The organism is Promicromonospora alba (assembly GCF_042654905.1).
Classification (GTDB): domain Bacteria; phylum Actinomycetota; class Actinomycetes; order Actinomycetales; family Cellulomonadaceae; genus Promicromonospora; species Promicromonospora alba.
Genome location: NZ_JBHSFI010000003.1, coordinates 513,218 through 528,269 on the forward strand (window position 1 = coordinate 513,218; position 15,052 = coordinate 528,269).

Here is a 15,052-nt window from a genome sequence, read left to right on the forward strand (position 1 = left end):
CAACGCCCACTGACGTCGGAGCCGATCTCCGCCAGACTTGCCGCATGGCGAACGAGGAGCAGTCTGGCCAGGGCAGTCCGGAACAGCTCGTCTTGAGCGGCGTCTGGCACAGCCACTACACCTACGAGAGCACGGGGCGCGGTCCGATCACGCGGCACCACTACGTGGTTGTCCGCCAGGAGGGCGATCAACTCACCGTGGAGAGCCTTCCGGACTCCAACGACTCCCCCGTAACCCTGTCGCTGACCTTGCGCGGACCCATCGCAACAGGCACTTGGACCGAGCACACGGCCGTCGACGGCTACTACCAGGGGGCGGTCTACCACGGGGCGCTGCAGCTCATCGTTGATCCAACAGGCCGCACCATGGCCGGCAAGTGGGTGGGCTTCGACAAGGAGCTCCATGTCGACTCCGGGCCCTGGGCGCTCGACCTGATGGACGCCGCGACGGACGACGCGACGCTGGAGCGGTACAACAAGAGCCCGCACACATCGAAGGCCGGCTGAAGATCGAGAGGTCATGGATCAACGCTGGCAGGGCCGTGGCGGAAGTCTCCAGAACCTCCTGTAGTTTCCGCCCATGGCTTCCCACACCCTCAACATCCCCGGCACCACCGGCCGGGTCGAGCTCGTTCCCGACATCTGGTGGGGGCGCAGCTACCTGACCGTCGACGGCAGCAAGGCGCCGAGCGCCGGCAAGCGGGCCTTCACTCTGCAGGGCACGGACGGCCGCCCCGTGGTGGCGACGCTCGGACGCACCGCCCTGTTCGCGTCGGTGCCGCCCGTCGAGGTGAACGGCGAGACGCATCTGGCGGTCGAACCGCCTCCCCTTGTCGTGCGCATCATCGGCATGCTGCCGATCATTCTCGTCACGTTCGGAGGGCTTCTCGGTGGACTGGTCGCCGCACTGGCCATCATCGTCAACTTCAGGGTCGCCGGAAGCAGCCTGTCGACGGGCGCGAAGATCGGAGTCATGATCGCCGTGGCTGCCGCCGCGTACGTGGTCTGGCTGGTGATCGGGGGCGTCGCCGCGGCGAGTCTCTGATCGCCCAGGGACGATCTCTACCCCCTTCTGCTTGGACGCTCAGGACTCCAAGGCGTGGCTGACCAAGACGGCGGCGGTGACCTCGACCGCACCCGGCGCAATGTCGTCGGTCGAGATCCCGCCGCCACTGCCATGGTGCAGACCACTCGCCCACGTCGCCGCCCTCGAAGCGCTTCGACGTTCTGACATCGGTTTCTGCCATCGCTGTCACCCGCACTCTGCGGACCTCCCTTGTAACTGGGGCTTGCGCACACTTGGACCGACGTCATACCTTGTTGAAGCGCTTCGAGGGAACGGTCCCGACGAAGCAGATGTGGGCCAGCACTACGTGGCGAGCGATCGCCGCTGAAGCACAGCGATCACCGCTGATCACTCAGACCGCTCGACGGGGAGCCAACCGCCCTCATCGAGCCACCCATGCGCGAAGAAGGGCATACCCGTGAAGAGACCCCCGTGGAAGAAGCTCGTCGCTCTGGCGGCCGGGCTGGCACTGTCGGCCGGCATGGCCGCCCCTGCCGGCGCGCAGACGTCCGTGCGGAGCCAGTCCGACGCGCCGGCGTCGGCCGCGGAGATCGTCGCCGCCATGCAGCCGGGCTGGAACCTCGGCAACTCCCTCGACGCCCAGTGCTGCAGCGACGGCGCTGACGAGACCGCGTGGGGCAACCCGCGCGTCGACGACACCTTCTTCAGGGACATCAAGGCCGAAGGCTTCAACTCGGTCCGCATCCCCGTCAGCTGGGGCAACCACACCGGTCCCGCGCCCGACTACACGGTCGAGCCCAAGACCATGGCGCGCGTGCAGGAGATCGTGGACCTCGCCCTGGCGGAGGGCCTCTACGTCATGATCAACACGCACCACGACTCATGGCAGTGGCTGACGCACATGCCCACCAAGCATGACGAGGTGATGGCCCAGTACGACTCCACCTGGACCCAGATCGCGGACACCTTCAAGGACTACCCGCGCGAGCTGATGTTCGAGTCGGTCAACGAGGTGAGCTTCACCGGCACCTCGGGCAACGAGGAGAGCCACCGCCACATCGCCGAGCTGAACAGCTCGTTCCACGAGATCGTGCGCTCCTCGGGAGGCGAGAACGACGACCGCCTGCTGGTCCTGCCGACGATCAACACCGGAGCCGACCAGGTCCACATGGACGCTCTCGTCACCGAGATCGAGGCGCTCGACGACCCGATGCTTGCCGCCACCACCCACAACTACGGGTTCTGGCCGTTCAGCGTCAACGTCGCCGGGTACACCACCTACAACGAGGAGGTGCAAGGTCTGCTGGAGGAGAGCTTCCAGAGCCAGGTCGACACCTTCGTCTCCCAGGGCATCCCCGTCATCATCGGCGAGTACGGCCTGCTCGACAACTACGACAACAAGGTCGAGCGCGGCGAGTACCTGAAGTTCTTCGAGCACTTCGGCCACCTGGCCCGCACCTCGGGCATCACGACCATGTGGTGGGACAACGGCACGCATTTCGACCGCTTCATGCGCGAGTGGCGCGACGAGGAGCAGTTCGGCTACATCACCCGCGGCTGGACCGGTCGCTCCGGCACTGCCTCGTCCGACCTCGTGTTCGTCGACTCGTCCAGCAAGATCAAGGACCGGTCGGTCACCCTGAACCTCAACGGCCTCAAGTTCAAGAAGCTCAAGTTCGGGAACACCACTCTGCGGTCCGGTAGCGACTACACCCGGTACGGCAACAAGCTCACGCTCAAGGCGAAGCTGCTGAAGACCGTCCTCGGCGACCGGGAGATCGGGTCGAGCGCGGAGCTGCAGGTCATCTTCTCCGGCGGCATGCCGTGGAAGCTCCACGTGATCACCTCCGAGGACCCGGCCGTCGAGGACGCCACCGGCACCAACGAGTCGCTGGTGATCCCCACGACGTTCAACGGCAACCAGCTCGCCACGATGGAGTCGGTGTACGACGACGGCACCGGGGCCGGGCACCACAACTGGACCACGTTCCCGGAGTACTGGGACGACTTCCGGCCCGACTACGAGGCCGGGACCATCAAGCTGACCAAGCGCTACCTGGACAGCCTCAAGGACGGCGAGCCCGTGTCCCTGACGTTCCACTTCCGGAGCGGCCAGACCCTGGAGTACACGGTCACCCGTAACGGCAGCGCCGTCGCCGGCACCGCCTGACCTGCGCACACCTTCGGGGGCGGCACGTTCGCGCCGCCCCCGAAGTGTGGCGCAACATCGAGCGGCCGGTATCGGGAGGGGTCCCGGACCATGTGGTGTCCACTCATCGCATGAGCGACCGTCCCGAGACCTCTCCGCCTGACCCGACCCACCCGCCGTCGGGCGGCGACCGCCTCGCCGTCGTGCTGGGGAACGCCACCTTGCTCGGGATCGGTTACCTGTTCCTGGGTCGATCGGCGCTCGCCGGGTGGGCCGTCGTGGGCACCTGCATCGCCGGCGTCGGCCTCGCGCTGACGCCGGGCCAGCCGTGGTGGATCGTCGTCGTCCTCGGGCTGTGGTGGATGGCGATGGTCGTGCACGCCTCGTTCCTGACCCGCCCGGTCACGGGTTCTCCGGCCAGGCCGGTGCTGTGGCAGCGCATCGTCGCCACGTCGGTCGTCGTGCTCCTGGCGACGACCGGCCTCGTGCTGCGCACCGAGGCGCAGCGGCTGGTGGACGACGCCGGCCGCTCCCATGCCGCCGGTAACTGCACGACGGCGTCGGCGACGCTCTACCGGTTGCACCCCTGGCACAGCGTCGTTGCCAGGACGACCGTGCTGGACGGCCGGGCCGAGCTCGAGGCCTGCGGTGTCCTGCTGGACGCGCTCGCCCAGGGCGAGCCCGCCACGGCCGCCGTACGGCTCCAGACCTACCTCGACCATCCCTCCGCGGCGTGGGAGGGGGCAGGCCCGGAACGGGCCGAGCGACTGCTCGCCGCGGGGAGCCTGAGTGCCGGCTTCGAGCAGCTGCACACCACGCTGTCGTCCGCGCCGGACCAGTCGGGCGCGGTCCGGAAGGTCGTGGAAACCTTCCTCGCGGACCTCGGCGACGGAAAGTCGCCCTGCGAGGTCCTGGAGACCGACGAGTGGGTGCACGACCGGAAGGACGATCCGCCCGAGCTGGCCGAACCGATCGCGGCGGTCGCCGACGAGGTGCCCGAACGGGTCCTCGCCTGCGCCCGCGAGCAGGCGAAGGCCGACCAGCTCACCGAGGCGAGCGCGACGTACGAGCAGTTCCTGGACCGGTTCGGCGACCACAAGAAGGTACGTACCGCACGGAACGAGCAGTACGACGTCGGCACCGCGATCCAGCGCGCCGAAGCCCTCGCGGCGCTCACCGGCAACTCGTACTGCGAGGACCCCGTGCCCTACCGCGGCGCACCCGCCTACGCCGGTTCCGACCCGCACAAGGCCTGGTGGTTCGGGATCCCGGAGTCCCGCACGCTCCCGTCCGGCTGGGAGGCCCGCGACATCGACGAGGCCGAGCTGGTCGTCTGCCTGCACGACGCCGGCCGCGGCAGCTACCAGGCAACCTGCCAGTACACCGCCGAAGACGCCCTCCTGACCGCACGGTTCCACGCCTGGAAGTTCCGCATCACCGCGTACTCGCTGCGCACCGGCAAGGCCATGGAGCGGTACACCACCGAGATCGGGGACCCGTGCCCCGAGTTCTACTTCTTCGACGCCGGCGACAACACCCCGACGGTCACCTCGGGCGCCGACGACAAGAGCTTCTGGTCGATGTTCGACAGGTTCCAGTAGCCCGGCCGCTCACGCATCTCTGCCGGGCGGACGCTCGCCGTCAGCGGTGGCGTCGTCCTCGGCCGCCGGGGTGGCCCGCACCATCGCGAACACCGGGAAGAACGCCACACCGAGGGCGAGGCCGACCGCGAGGTTGTCCAGTGCCAGGCCCAGCGCCAGCCCGATGCTCAGGCCGAGCGCGATGCCGGCTCCCCAGTTCCGGCCGGCGGGCGGGGCGGTCTTGTTGCCGCTCTGGTCATCCGGTCCGGTGTTTGCCATGACCCCAACGTAGGCAGGTCCCGGTACGCGCGTCCTCCCCCCGGAGACTGATATTCCACAGTCCCTCCCCCCGTGGGCCTACCCCACCGGCACGTCGCCCCGCAGCCGCTCCGCCAGCCCGCTCGCGCGGCGCGCCCGCCGCAGGACGGCCGCCCGCACCGCCTCCGGCGTCCCGACCACCCGGACCCGCCGCCGCGCCCGCGTCACCGCCGTGTAGAACAGCTCGCGCGTGAGCAGCGGCGACGTCTCGTCCGGCAGCAGCACGGTCACCTCCTCGGCCTGGCTCCCCTGGCTCTTGTGCACGGTCATCGCGTGCAGTGTCTCGACGTCGCCCAGGCGGGAGACCGCGAACGACGCGCAACCGCTGATGTGCGCGCGCAGGTGCTCGCCGTCGGCGACCACCACGCCGGTGTCGCCGTTGAACAGGCCGAGGCTGTAGTCGTTCGCGGTGATCAGCACGGGCCGCCCCGCGTACCACTCCGTGCCGACGGCGGCGCCGAGGTAGACGCCGGAGGCCTCGCCGAGCCGGCGCTCGACCAGCCGGTTCCAGTGCGCCACACCCCACGGGCCCTCGCGGTGGGCACACAGCAGCCGGTGCCGCTCGGCCGCTGCCAGCGCCCCGGCGGCGTCGCCCGCCAGCGCCAGGCCGCGGACGTCGAGGGCGTGCCGCGTCAGCTCGTCCTGGAGGGCGGCGAGCGCGGCCGCGTCGTCGGGGTGGACGAGCTCCACGGCGCCGTCGCCCGCCGTCAGCTCCGCGAGCACCGCGTCCGGGTCGCCGTCCTGGATCGCGGCGGCCAGCCGCGTGATCGCCGTGCTCTCTGACCTGTGGTCGGTGACCAGGGCCGATACGACGCCGTCGCCGCGCTCGCCCAACCCGGCGACGAGGTCGGCGAGCACCGCGCCGGCCTCGACGGACGCGAGCTGGTCGGGGTCGCCCACGAGCACGAGCCGCGCATCGGGGCGCACCGCCTCCAGCAGCCGGGCCATGAGCGTGAGCGAGACCATGGAGGTCTCGTCGACCACGACGACGTCGTGCGGCAGGCGGTTGGAGCGGTCGTGCCGGAACCGGGTGCTCGACCCGGGCCGCGAGCCCAGCAGCCGGTGCAGCGTGCCCGCCTGGAGCCCGGCGAGCCGACGCCGGTCGTCGTCGGTGAACTCCGGCCGCCCGGCCTCCGGGAGCGCACCGAGCGAGTCGGCCACCGCCTCCTGCATGCGCGCGGCCGCCTTGCCGGTGGGGGCGGCGAGCGCGATGCGCAGGCGGCGTCCGCCCGCGTGCTCGGCCTGCTCCGCGAGCAGGGCGAGGAGGCCGGCCACCGTCGTCGTCTTGCCGCGGCCGGGGCCGCCGGTGAGCACGGTGGTCAGACGGCGCGCGGTCGACAGCGCCGCCACGCGCTGCTCGGCGTACGCGTCCCCGGGGAACAGCCGCGCGGCGCTGTCCTCGAGCAGGGCGTCGTCGACGGGCGGGGCGGGCGCAGCCAGCCGGGCGACGACGTCGTCGCGCACCTGCCGCTCCTCGCGCCAGTACCGGTCGAGGTAGAGCAGGCCGAGGTCGGCCCGAACGACCGACCGCTCGGCGAGCGGGCTCGCCGCTACCCGGTCGAGCCAGCCGTCGGCGGAGGGCCAGGGCAGGGGCGCGGCCTCGGCTCCGGCCGCGCCCGAGGCGCCGTCCGACCCGCCATCGGCGAAACCACCCAGGTCCACGCATACCGAGCCCTGCCGCACCGCCCGCACCGCCAGCGCGACTGCGAGGCGCACGGTCTCGTCGTCCTCGCCGACGACGTCGGCAGTGCGGCGCGCGACATGCACGTCGGCGGCGGTCAGCACGCCGGCGTCGTTGAAGGTCCGCAGCAGCCCGGTCGCGCCCAGAGCCCGGCGGGCGTCGTGGGGGTCGTCGCTGGTCCAGCGCTCGATCGCCGTCGTCATGCGGCCTTCTCCTCTGCGGCTCCGGCGAGCAGGTCGGAGAGCGCGACCAGGAGCGCCGTCGGCGGCTGCCACGAGAACACGCCTGCTGGGCTGCCGTTCGGAGCGGAGCCGCCGCCCGAGTCGGGGGTGTCCGGCCCGGCCATTCCGCGCACGAAGAGGTAGAGCGCCCCGCCCAGGTGGGTGTCGGGGTCGTAGCCGGGCAGCCGCCAGCGCAGGTAGCGGTGCAGCACCGCGCCGTACAGCAGGGCCTGCAGCGGGTAGTGCGAGTGCAGCATGGCCTCGGCCATCCGGTCGCGCGAGTAGTCGGCGACGGCGGGGCCGAGGAAGTTCGTCTTGTAGTCGACGACGACGAACCGCCCGGACGGCAGCCGCAGCACGACGTCGATCGAGCCGGTGAGGTAGCCGCGCAGCGTCTGGTCCCCGAGGGCGGGGTGGTCGAGCCGGTCGGCGTAGGCGGCGAGCGGGTCGTCGGCGGGCAGGTGGGCGCGCAGCAGCGGGGCGAGGTCGCCGAGCCTGGCCTCGGCGCGGCCGGGACCGCCGCCCGGGCCGGGACCGCCGAGGTCTCCCCCGTTCAGCGGCAGCTCGAACGTCAGCTCCCGCAGCCGGTCCGGCAGGCCGATCTCGCCCAGCGTCAGGCCGCCGGCCAGCGGGCCGAGCGGCGTGCGGTGCAGCGGCAGGAGCCCGTCGGCGATCGCCGCGGGGTCGGCCTGCACGGGCCACCAGCGCAGCTGCTCGGTGACGTGTTCCAGCAGCTCGGCGCGCAGGTCGGGCGCGAACGGGTCGGCGTCCTCCAGCACGGCGTGGACCAGCGACCCGAAGGCCGCGCCCATGGGCAGGTCGGCCATGGGCGACGTCCCGCCGTCGGGCGCCGCCGGCTCCTCGACGTCGGGGACGTCGGGCTCCAGCGCGGCCGGCTCGTCGTCCTTGCCCGCGGCCTCGGGCTCGCTGCCCACGTGGGGTGCGTCGTCGCCGGCCGCGATGAGGCCGCTGTAGGAGGTGCGCCGCCACTCGGTGTCGACGGCGCGGTCGAATGCGCGGGCCTCGAACGGCGTGTGCCCGTCCGACGGTGCTGGCGCGGACGCCTCCGCGGGTTCCGCGACCTCGGCCGCCGGGCCGCCCAGCTCCTCGAGCAGCCCCAGCACGCGCGTGGCGTAGTCGTCGTCCTTGATCGGCTGTGTGCCCGGGACCTCGCGCGTGCCGGGGGTGCGGCCGAACAGGAGGCGGTGCAGCCCGCTGGTCGGGGTGCTCGACGTCGGCGCCCACCACGCCACGACCTGCGACTGCGCACGGGTCAGTGCCACGTAGAGCTTGCGGAGCTCCTCGCCGTCCTCCTCGGCGCGGTGCGCGGCGCAGTGGGCGTCCCAGTGCGCGCCGGAACCGGAGACGTCGATCGTCCGCGCGCCGCGGTCGTCGTGGTACAGCGCGATCTCGACCGGGCGCGAGTAGTTGTCGTAGCCGAACGGCAGATACACCACCGGGTACTGCAGCCCCTTGCTGCCGTGCACCGTGACGATCTGCACGGCCGCGGCGTCGGAGTCCAGGCGGCGCGGGCGCTCGGCCGTGCCGGTCCGGCGCCGCTCGTCGCGGAACCAGGCCAGCAGGGCCGTCAGGCCGAGCGACTCGGTGACGCTCACCTCGTGCAGGAGCTGGCCCAGGTGGCGGACGTCGGTCAGCAGCCGCTCGCCGTCCGCCTGCGCCAGCACCCGGCCGCTGAGCCCGCGCTCCTCGGCGGCCTCCAGCAGGGCAGCCACACCTCGGCGGCGGAGCAGGATCGCCCAGCCGCGCAGGGTGTCGGCGTCGCGGGCGGTGAGGGCCTCGCCACCTTCGTCCAGGTCGGCGGCGCTGCGGCCCAGGAACGACGTGAGCGCGGCGGCGCGCACCAGGCCCGAACGGTGCGGGGACTCCAGCGCCTCCAGCAGCGTCAGCCACTCGTCGGCGGCGGGCGTCTCGAACACGTCGCCGCCGGGCATCACCGCGGCGACGCCGCGCTGCGCGAGCGCGTCCTGCACCAGCCTGCCGTGCACCCGCGCGGAGACGAGGACGGCGACGTCGCCCGGCACGAGCGGGCGCCCGTCCCACGTCGCGCCCGAGGCGAGCAGCCCGGCGACGTCGGCGGCGAGGTCCGCCGCGACGTGCTGCCGCGCGGCGCCGACCTGGATCGCACCGCTCCGGACCGTGGGCAGCCCCTCGCGCAGCACCTGCCGCAGCCGGAACGGCGCCGGGCGCGGCGCACCGGCCAGCCGGCTGTCCCCGCCCTTGGCCTTCACCTCGTGCACCACGATCTCCGCGTGGCCGAGCGCCGCGTTGCTCAGCAGCACCCCGAGGGTCTCGACCAGGGGCGCGTCCGAACGCCAGTTGCTGCCCAGCGTCGCGCGGGTGGCGGCGCCCCGGGCGGCGTCGAGGTACGCGACGACGTCGCCGCCGCGGAAGGCGTATATGGCCTGCTTGGGGTCGCCGACCAGCACCGTCGCCTGCGTCTGCGCCTCCTGGTGCACACCGCCGAAGGCCCGCTCCAGCACCTGCCACTGCACCGGGTCGGTGTCCTGGAACTCGTCGACCAGCACGACCTTCCAGCGTTCGCGCATGCGTGCGCCGACCGCGGCGCCGCCGTCTGCAGTGGCCGGGTCCAGGGCGTCGGCGAGCCGCCCGAGCAGGTCGTCGTACGACAGGATGCCGCGGCGGCGCTTGCGCCGCTCCATCTCGGCGCGCACCTCACGGGCGAAGGAGACCCGCGCCGAGCCGACGGCGTCGGCCGGGTCGGCGTCTGCGAGCGCGGCGCGCGGGTCCTCGACGGCTGCGGTGGCGACCTTGAGGGCGCAGGCCCGGTCGAACGGCGGCGGCTCCGGGGCGTTGCCGTAGCGCCGGAGGTAGAGGTCGTCGACGACCTCGACGGTGAGCTCGGTCAGGGACTCGACCAGCTCGGCGCCGGGTTCGGTGTCCCCGGCGACGCCGAGCGAGCGCAGCACGAGCTGGCAGAACTGGTGGATGGTCGCGATGGTGGCGTGGTCGAACGCGGTCAGCGCGTCGGCCAGCCGCCGGTGCCGGGCGGCCCGCTCGGCGTCGTCGACGTCGAGCAGCGCTGCCAGGACCTCGTCGACCGGTCCGGTGTCGCTGCCCGCGAGGGCCGCCGCGAACGCACGCTCGGCCCGTAGCAGGGCGCCGCGCACCCGGTCGCGCAGCTCCTGGGTCGCGGCGCGGCCGAAGGTCACCACCAGCATCTGGTCGAGCGGCACGACGCCCTCGGCGACGTACCGGGTCACGAGCGCGCCGATCGCGAAGGTCTTGCCGGTGCCCGCACTCGCCTCCAGCAGCGCCGTGCCGCGCGGCAGCGGTCCGGTCAGGTCGAAGACGTCCATCAGTCGCTGAACCTCTCGTTCTCCAGCAGCGGGCTCCAGACGCGCATCGCCAGCGCGCCGAAGCGGGTCGCCTCCCCCGGATGCTCCTCGCCGGGCCGCGGCTCCGCGCCCGTCCCGGGCAGCGGTGCGCGGAGGCCGTGGACCCGCACGTGCTCGGGGTCCGCGCACTCCCCGTCGAGGCGCCCGCCGGGCCCCAGCTGCCCGGTCCAGGTCTGCCCGGCCCGGAACTGCGCGTCGGCGGGATCGGCGCGGCTCCGGCGCTCCTCGGCGTAGACCGCCGACGCCTTGACCGGCAGCGGCAGCGGCTCGGTGAGCCCGCGGTCGCGCAGGGCGACGAGGTCGCGCAGGAGGTCGACGGCGGTGTGGTCCAGCGGGCCCTGCTTGGACCCCTGCCAGGTCTTGCGCGACCGCGGGTTGGTCGGCCGGCCGAACGTGAAACCGACCCAGGGCCGGTCGTCGTCGGACGCCGCGAGCGCCAGCAGCCTGATCCACGTCCCCAGTCGCTGCCGGCCGCCGAGCCGGGCGTACGACACCGCCACGAGGCGGTCGCCGTGCACGCCGGGCACCGAGCCGCGCAGGCTGCGTCCGCCGCCCAGGTCGACGTCGATGTCCACGACTCGCGCCGGGCTCGCCCGCACGCCTGCGGCAGCCTCGGCGAGCGGCCCCACCTCCGCGGCGATGCCGACCAGGGGGCGCCAGCCGAGCCGTCCGGGCGGGAGCTGCCCACGGCGCCACTCCTTCTGGACGGCGTCGGGGAGCGCGACGCCGGACAGCACGTCCCGCAGCACGCGCTCCCCCACTGCCCAGCGGCCGAGCCCGTCGAGCTCGACGGGCAGCCCGTCGTCGAGCGGTTCCTCGTCCCAGGACCGGCCGACGTCGAGACGCTGGACGAGGAACCCGCGTGCGGACGAGCGGTAGAACTCGAGCAGCTTGTCGAGGGGGACGACGCCGTCGTCCGCCCCTGCCTGCGCGGACGGGACAAGCGGAGGCAGCGGCGCGGCCAGGAACGGCCCCACCGGGATCCGTTGGCCGACGGCGGCGCGAGCCCCTGCCAGGGCCGCACGGTCGAATGTGAAGGCGGAGCCGGGTACGAGGGCCCCGGGCTCGACGTTGCGCCGGTCGAAGGGCTGCAGCGGGTGCCGGACGGTCACGGCCCGGGACACCGGGCGGCCGTCGGAGGTCCGCGCCGTCTCGTCGAGCGCGTCGAGCAGCTCGCCCAGCGGCACCGCGGGCGGCCGCTCCTGGCCCGAGTACTCGTCGGCGCCGCTGTAGGTGACGACCAGGGTCTCGGTGGCGGCGAGGATCGCGTCGAGGAACAGCTGCCGGTCCTCGCTGCGCGGGTCGCGTTCGCCAGTCCTCGGCTCGCGGGCCAGCACGTCGTCGCCGTCGGTGATGCCGACGCGCGGGAAGACGCCGTCGTCGAGACCCAGCAGGGCGATGACGCGGTGCGGCACCGACCGCATCGGCACGAGCGTGGCGACGGTGAGCGTGCCGGTGCGGAAGTTCGACCGGGTCGGGCGGCCGGCCACGCGGTCGGCGAGCAGCGCGCGCAGGTCCGGCAGCCGCAGGGACACCGTGAGGTCCGCGGCGTCGTCGCGTACGCGGGCGAGCTCGCGCCGCACCTGCGCGAGCTGCCACGCGTCAGTGGTCGAGACGGTGGTGAGGGCCGCGACGCCGTCCTCGAGCGCGGTGAGCCAGTGCTCGAGCGGATGCCCGCCCACGAGCGCGTCGGTGATGTTCCGCAGCCGCTCCACGAGCTCGGTCAGGCGGCCGACGAGTTCGACCTGCCCGCTGCCGACGTCGTCCAGCGGCAGGGTGCGCTCGAGCCAGGTGCCCGTATCGTCCGACATCGCGACCCCCGCCAGCAGCCGGTCCACACCCTCCTGCCAGGTACCGGACGCGTAGTCGGCCAGGCCGAAGTCTGCGCGGTGCACGGCGTCGAAGCCCCAGCGCACGCCGGTCTCGCGCGCCCACCCCGCCAGCTGCTCCAGGTCGTCGTCGCGGAACCCGAAGCGGCGGCGCACGGGTTCGGCGTGGGCGAGGTCCACGACGTCGCCCACCCCCGCCCGGCCGCCGGCGAGGTCCAGCAGACGCATCACCACGGCGAGCAGCGGGTTGGTCCGGTCGAGCGCGCGGTCGGCGAGCCGCACCCGCAGGCCGTGCGCGGGGTGACCCTGCGGCCCGACGACGTCGGCCAGGCCGAAGGCGGCGGTGACCAGGGGCGCGTAGGTCTCGATGTCGGGGCACATGACGAGCACGTCGCGCGGCTCGAGCGTCGGGTCGTCGGCGAGCAGGCCGAGCAGCACGTCGCGCAGCACCTCGACCTGCCGGGCCGGGCCGTGGCAGGCGTGCACCTGGATGGAGCGGTCCGCCGGGTCCAGCAGGCGCGCACCGGCATCGCCGAAGGCGTCCGCGCGCAGGTCGTGCTGCAGCATCCCCAGCAGGGTCGACGGCGGCGTGCTGTCGGCGCCCGGGTCGTCGGCTGTTGGCTTGTCGGGGACCGGCTCGTCCCGCAGCTCGATCGCCGACAGGGTGCGCTGCAGCTCGCGCGTGTCGCGGCCGAGCGTGGCCAGGAGCCGGTGCCCGACGCGCTCGTGGGAACGGTCCGCTGCCCGGTCGACGGGCCCGCCGAGGTCCTTGAGCGCCGACCACAGCGGCGCCGAGGGGTGCGGCAGCCACAGGTGCACCTCGCGGTGCGCCCCGAGCGCGCCGACCAGCTCGACCTCGCTCGCGGCCAGGCGCGTGTGCCCGAACAGGGACAGACGCGCGGGCAGGTCGAACGCGCCGGGTTCGGCCCGCAGCCGCTCGACGACGGCGGAGTGCCGCACGTGCGGCGGTTCGGCGTCCACCCGCTCGGCCAGGGCACGCCACAGCGGCGGCTGCCACGCGAGGTCTGCGGAGACCGACCGGCCGCACCCGTCGGTGTCCCGGCCCGCGGCCCAGTCGGCGACCAGCGCCGGACGCTGGGCGGCGTAGCCCGCCATCAGCCGCGCCAGCCGGCGGGCGACGGAGAGCCGGCGACCGCGCCGCAGGTCCCCCTCCTCCCCCGGTATCCCGTGCCCGAGATGCTGGGCGAGCAGTGCGGCCCACGGCTCGTCGAGGCTCGCGTCGATCGCCGCCAGCAGCGGCCAGGTCAGCGCGTCCGGCGCCCACGGGTCGTCGTCGCGGGTTCCCGTGACCTCGGCGAACAGCGAGTGCGGCGAGCGCAGGTCCACGCCCGCGCACACGCCGTCGTCCCGCCCGGCGGCGCCGAGGTGGTGGCTGAACCGCTGCGCGAGCCAGCGCTCGACGCCGCGGGCGGGCACCACGACGACCTCGGTCGCGAACGGGTCGTCCAGGGGCGTGGCGAGCAGGTCCCCCAGCGCCCCCGCGAGCAGGTCCGTGCGCGGAGCACGATGAAGGACGACTGCCATGGCGCCAACGTATCGCGCACCGGCGCCGACGGGTCGGCCACCGAAGGTGTGGCGCGTCTACGTTCCGGGTGACTGCTCCCACGGGGAGAACACGCGAACGCCGAGGGGCGTGAAGTGGCGGAGGTTACGGGTGACCACGGTCATCCCGTGGGCCTCGGCGACGGCCGCGATCTGGGCGTCGTCGTAGGGGGCGTGCTCCGGGACGGGGTAGCGGGCGAGGATCCGCGCGGCGGGCAGGTCGAACGGGAGGACACGGCCGGCGAAGCCCGGCAGGACGTGCTCCGCGAGCCATCGCCGCAGGACCGTCCCCTGGGCGGGGTCCGTATCCTCCTTGCGGACGACGCCGCGCTCGATCTCCGCGACGGTCAGCGCCGTGACGTACTGGTCGACCAGCGGGACAGTGCGTGCCCAGTCTGCGACCAAAGGTTCGCGGTCGGGCCGACGCAGGGCGGAGACGACATTGGTGTCCAGGACGTACATCAGAGCTCGGGGGTGCGGGCGGTCAGACCCAGACGCCCGGGCTGGAAGTCGATGTCGTCGCTCTCCGGCATGGCGAGGTAGTCGACAATGCTCGTCGGTTCAGCGACGAGCGCCTCCTCCACGATCGCGCGAGCCTCAGCCTCCATCGACCGGTGGTGCCGGGCGGCGCGCTCAGCCAGGACCGCCTTGGTTCCGGCGGGAAGATTGCGAATGAGGATCTGTTCCAGGATGACCACCTCCAAACGATATCGATCCAATGATATCGCGCAAGTCAAGGCTCACCGAGGGAAGATCGAGAACGGGGTTGTGTTCCTGACGGAGCCCAGATCGAACACAACCCCGTTCTCGATCGGCCGCTAGACCTCCGGGGCCGTCGAACCGCCGTAAGTGGCGATCTTGTACTCCGTGGCGGCCAGCGAGAGCGTCAGCTCCCGGATCCGCCGCCGGATGGTGTCCCGGTGCTCCAGCAGGATGTCGAGGCGCTCGGGCTCGGTGTGCTTCCCGGCGTCGACCAGCGCGATGTAGTGCTGCAGGTCCCGCATGGGCATACCCGAGAGCCGCATTCGCGTGAGGAACACCAGGCGCCGCACCGCGGCGGCGTCGTACACACGATGGCCCGCGGAGTCGCGGCCCACCTCGACCAGCCCTGCCCGCTCGTAGTAGCGCAGCGTGTGCGGCGAGACGTCGAGGTGGGCGGCCGCCTCGGCGATGGTCATCGGCTCGGTCGGCGCGTCCAGGTCGGCCAGAGCGTGGATCACCTCGACCGACGGCGCGCCGTCCTCCCCCAGCGCCGCCAGCGCCCGCGACATCAGCTCGTCCATGGCCATGCCAGTCACCTTAGGTCGG

At 73.1% G+C, this 15,052-nt stretch carries 11 protein-coding genes; 4 read left to right on the forward strand and 7 right to left on the reverse strand.

All coding sequences use genetic code 11. From position 1 onward, the window contains the following. Positions 1 to 44: 44 nt before the first annotated feature. From ACFO6V_RS07525 to ACFO6V_RS07540, 4 genes are all read left to right on the forward strand, one after another. On the forward strand, positions 45 to 506 hold the full coding sequence (locus ACFO6V_RS07525) for a hypothetical protein (protein WP_377133815.1): 462 nt from the start codon (positions 45 to 47) through the stop codon (positions 504 to 506). Between the two features lie 73 nt (positions 507 to 579). Next, complete coding sequence (locus ACFO6V_RS07530; protein WP_377133817.1) at positions 580 to 1,044, forward strand: hypothetical protein; 465 nt, start codon at positions 580 to 582, stop codon at positions 1,042 to 1,044. A gap of 439 nt (positions 1,045 to 1,483) precedes the next feature. Next, positions 1,484 to 3,196 carry a cellulase family glycosylhydrolase gene (locus ACFO6V_RS07535; protein WP_377133819.1) on the forward strand — a complete coding sequence of 571 codons (1,713 nt, stop codon included), beginning with the start codon at positions 1,484 to 1,486 and terminating at the stop codon, positions 3,194 to 3,196. A gap of 110 nt (positions 3,197 to 3,306) precedes the next feature. Continuing rightward, complete coding sequence (locus ACFO6V_RS07540; RefSeq protein WP_377133821.1) at positions 3,307 to 4,776, forward strand: hypothetical protein; 1,470 nt, start codon at positions 3,307 to 3,309, stop codon at positions 4,774 to 4,776. Positions 4,777 to 4,785: 9 nt separating this feature from the next. On the opposite strand, the gene ACFO6V_RS07545 is transcribed toward ACFO6V_RS07540, so the two are convergent. From ACFO6V_RS07545 to ACFO6V_RS07575, 7 genes are all read right to left on the reverse strand, one after another. Then, positions 4,786 to 5,034 carry a glycine zipper domain-containing protein gene (locus ACFO6V_RS07545; RefSeq protein ID WP_377133823.1) on the reverse strand — a complete coding sequence of 83 codons (249 nt, stop codon included), beginning with the start codon at positions 5,032 to 5,034 and terminating at the stop codon, positions 4,786 to 4,788. 78 nt (positions 5,035 to 5,112) lie between these two features. Further along, positions 5,113 to 6,957 carry an exodeoxyribonuclease V subunit alpha gene (gene recD / locus ACFO6V_RS07550; RefSeq protein WP_377133825.1) on the reverse strand — a complete coding sequence of 615 codons (1,845 nt, stop codon included), beginning with the start codon at positions 6,955 to 6,957 and terminating at the stop codon, positions 5,113 to 5,115. After that, positions 6,954 to 10,313: a UvrD-helicase domain-containing protein gene (locus ACFO6V_RS07555; protein ID WP_377133827.1), complete on the reverse strand. Its 3,360-nt coding sequence runs from the start codon at positions 10,311 to 10,313 to the stop codon at positions 6,954 to 6,956. Before ACFO6V_RS07555 ends, recD begins: the two co-directional genes overlap by 4 nt. After that, positions 10,313 to 13,726 carry an exodeoxyribonuclease V subunit gamma gene (gene recC / locus ACFO6V_RS07560; protein WP_377133829.1) on the reverse strand — a complete coding sequence of 1,138 codons (3,414 nt, stop codon included), beginning with the start codon at positions 13,724 to 13,726 and terminating at the stop codon, positions 10,313 to 10,315. The genes ACFO6V_RS07555 and recC overlap by 1 nt, the downstream gene beginning before the upstream one ends. 57 nt (positions 13,727 to 13,783) lie before the next feature. Then, a complete protein-coding gene (locus ACFO6V_RS07565) occupies positions 13,784 to 14,206 on the reverse strand; it encodes a type II toxin-antitoxin system VapC family toxin (RefSeq protein WP_377133831.1) in 423 nt (140 codons plus the stop codon). Next, positions 14,206 to 14,442: a FitA-like ribbon-helix-helix domain-containing protein gene (locus ACFO6V_RS07570; RefSeq protein ID WP_377133833.1), complete on the reverse strand. Its 237-nt coding sequence runs from the start codon at positions 14,440 to 14,442 to the stop codon at positions 14,206 to 14,208. Before ACFO6V_RS07570 ends, ACFO6V_RS07565 begins: the two co-directional genes overlap by 1 nt. A 120-nt stretch (positions 14,443 to 14,562) precedes the next feature. Then, positions 14,563 to 15,033 carry a MerR family transcriptional regulator gene (locus tag ACFO6V_RS07575; protein WP_377133835.1) on the reverse strand — a complete coding sequence of 157 codons (471 nt, stop codon included), beginning with the start codon at positions 15,031 to 15,033 and terminating at the stop codon, positions 14,563 to 14,565. Positions 15,034 to 15,052 lie beyond the last annotated feature (19 nt).

What these genes read in the sequence shown, in the direction of transcription:
- ACFO6V_RS07530 (WP_377133817.1), top strand. Translation starts at nt 580, where the DNA reads ATGGCTTCCCACACCCTCAACATCCCCGGCACCACCGGCCGGGTCGAG.
- ACFO6V_RS07575 (WP_377133835.1), bottom strand. Translation starts at nt 15,033, where the DNA reads ATGGCCATGGACGAGCTGATGTCGCGGGCGCTGGCGGCGCTGGGGGAG.
- ACFO6V_RS07565 (WP_377133831.1), bottom strand. Translation starts at nt 14,206, where the DNA reads ATGTACGTCCTGGACACCAATGTCGTCTCCGCCCTGCGTCGGCCCGAC.
- ACFO6V_RS07545 (WP_377133823.1), bottom strand. Translation starts at nt 5,034, where the DNA reads ATGGCAAACACCGGACCGGATGACCAGAGCGGCAACAAGACCGCCCCG.
- recC (WP_377133829.1), bottom strand. Translation starts at nt 13,726, where the DNA reads ATGGCAGTCGTCCTTCATCGTGCTCCGCGCACGGACCTGCTCGCGGGG.
- ACFO6V_RS07540 (WP_377133821.1), top strand. Translation starts at nt 3,307, where the DNA reads ATGAGCGACCGTCCCGAGACCTCTCCGCCTGACCCGACCCACCCGCCG.
- recD (WP_377133825.1), bottom strand. Translation starts at nt 6,957, where the DNA reads ATGACGACGGCGATCGAGCGCTGGACCAGCGACGACCCCCACGACGCC.
- ACFO6V_RS07555 (WP_377133827.1), bottom strand. Translation starts at nt 10,313, where the DNA reads ATGGACGTCTTCGACCTGACCGGACCGCTGCCGCGCGGCACGGCGCTG.
- ACFO6V_RS07525 (WP_377133815.1), top strand. Translation starts at nt 45, where the DNA reads ATGGCGAACGAGGAGCAGTCTGGCCAGGGCAGTCCGGAACAGCTCGTC.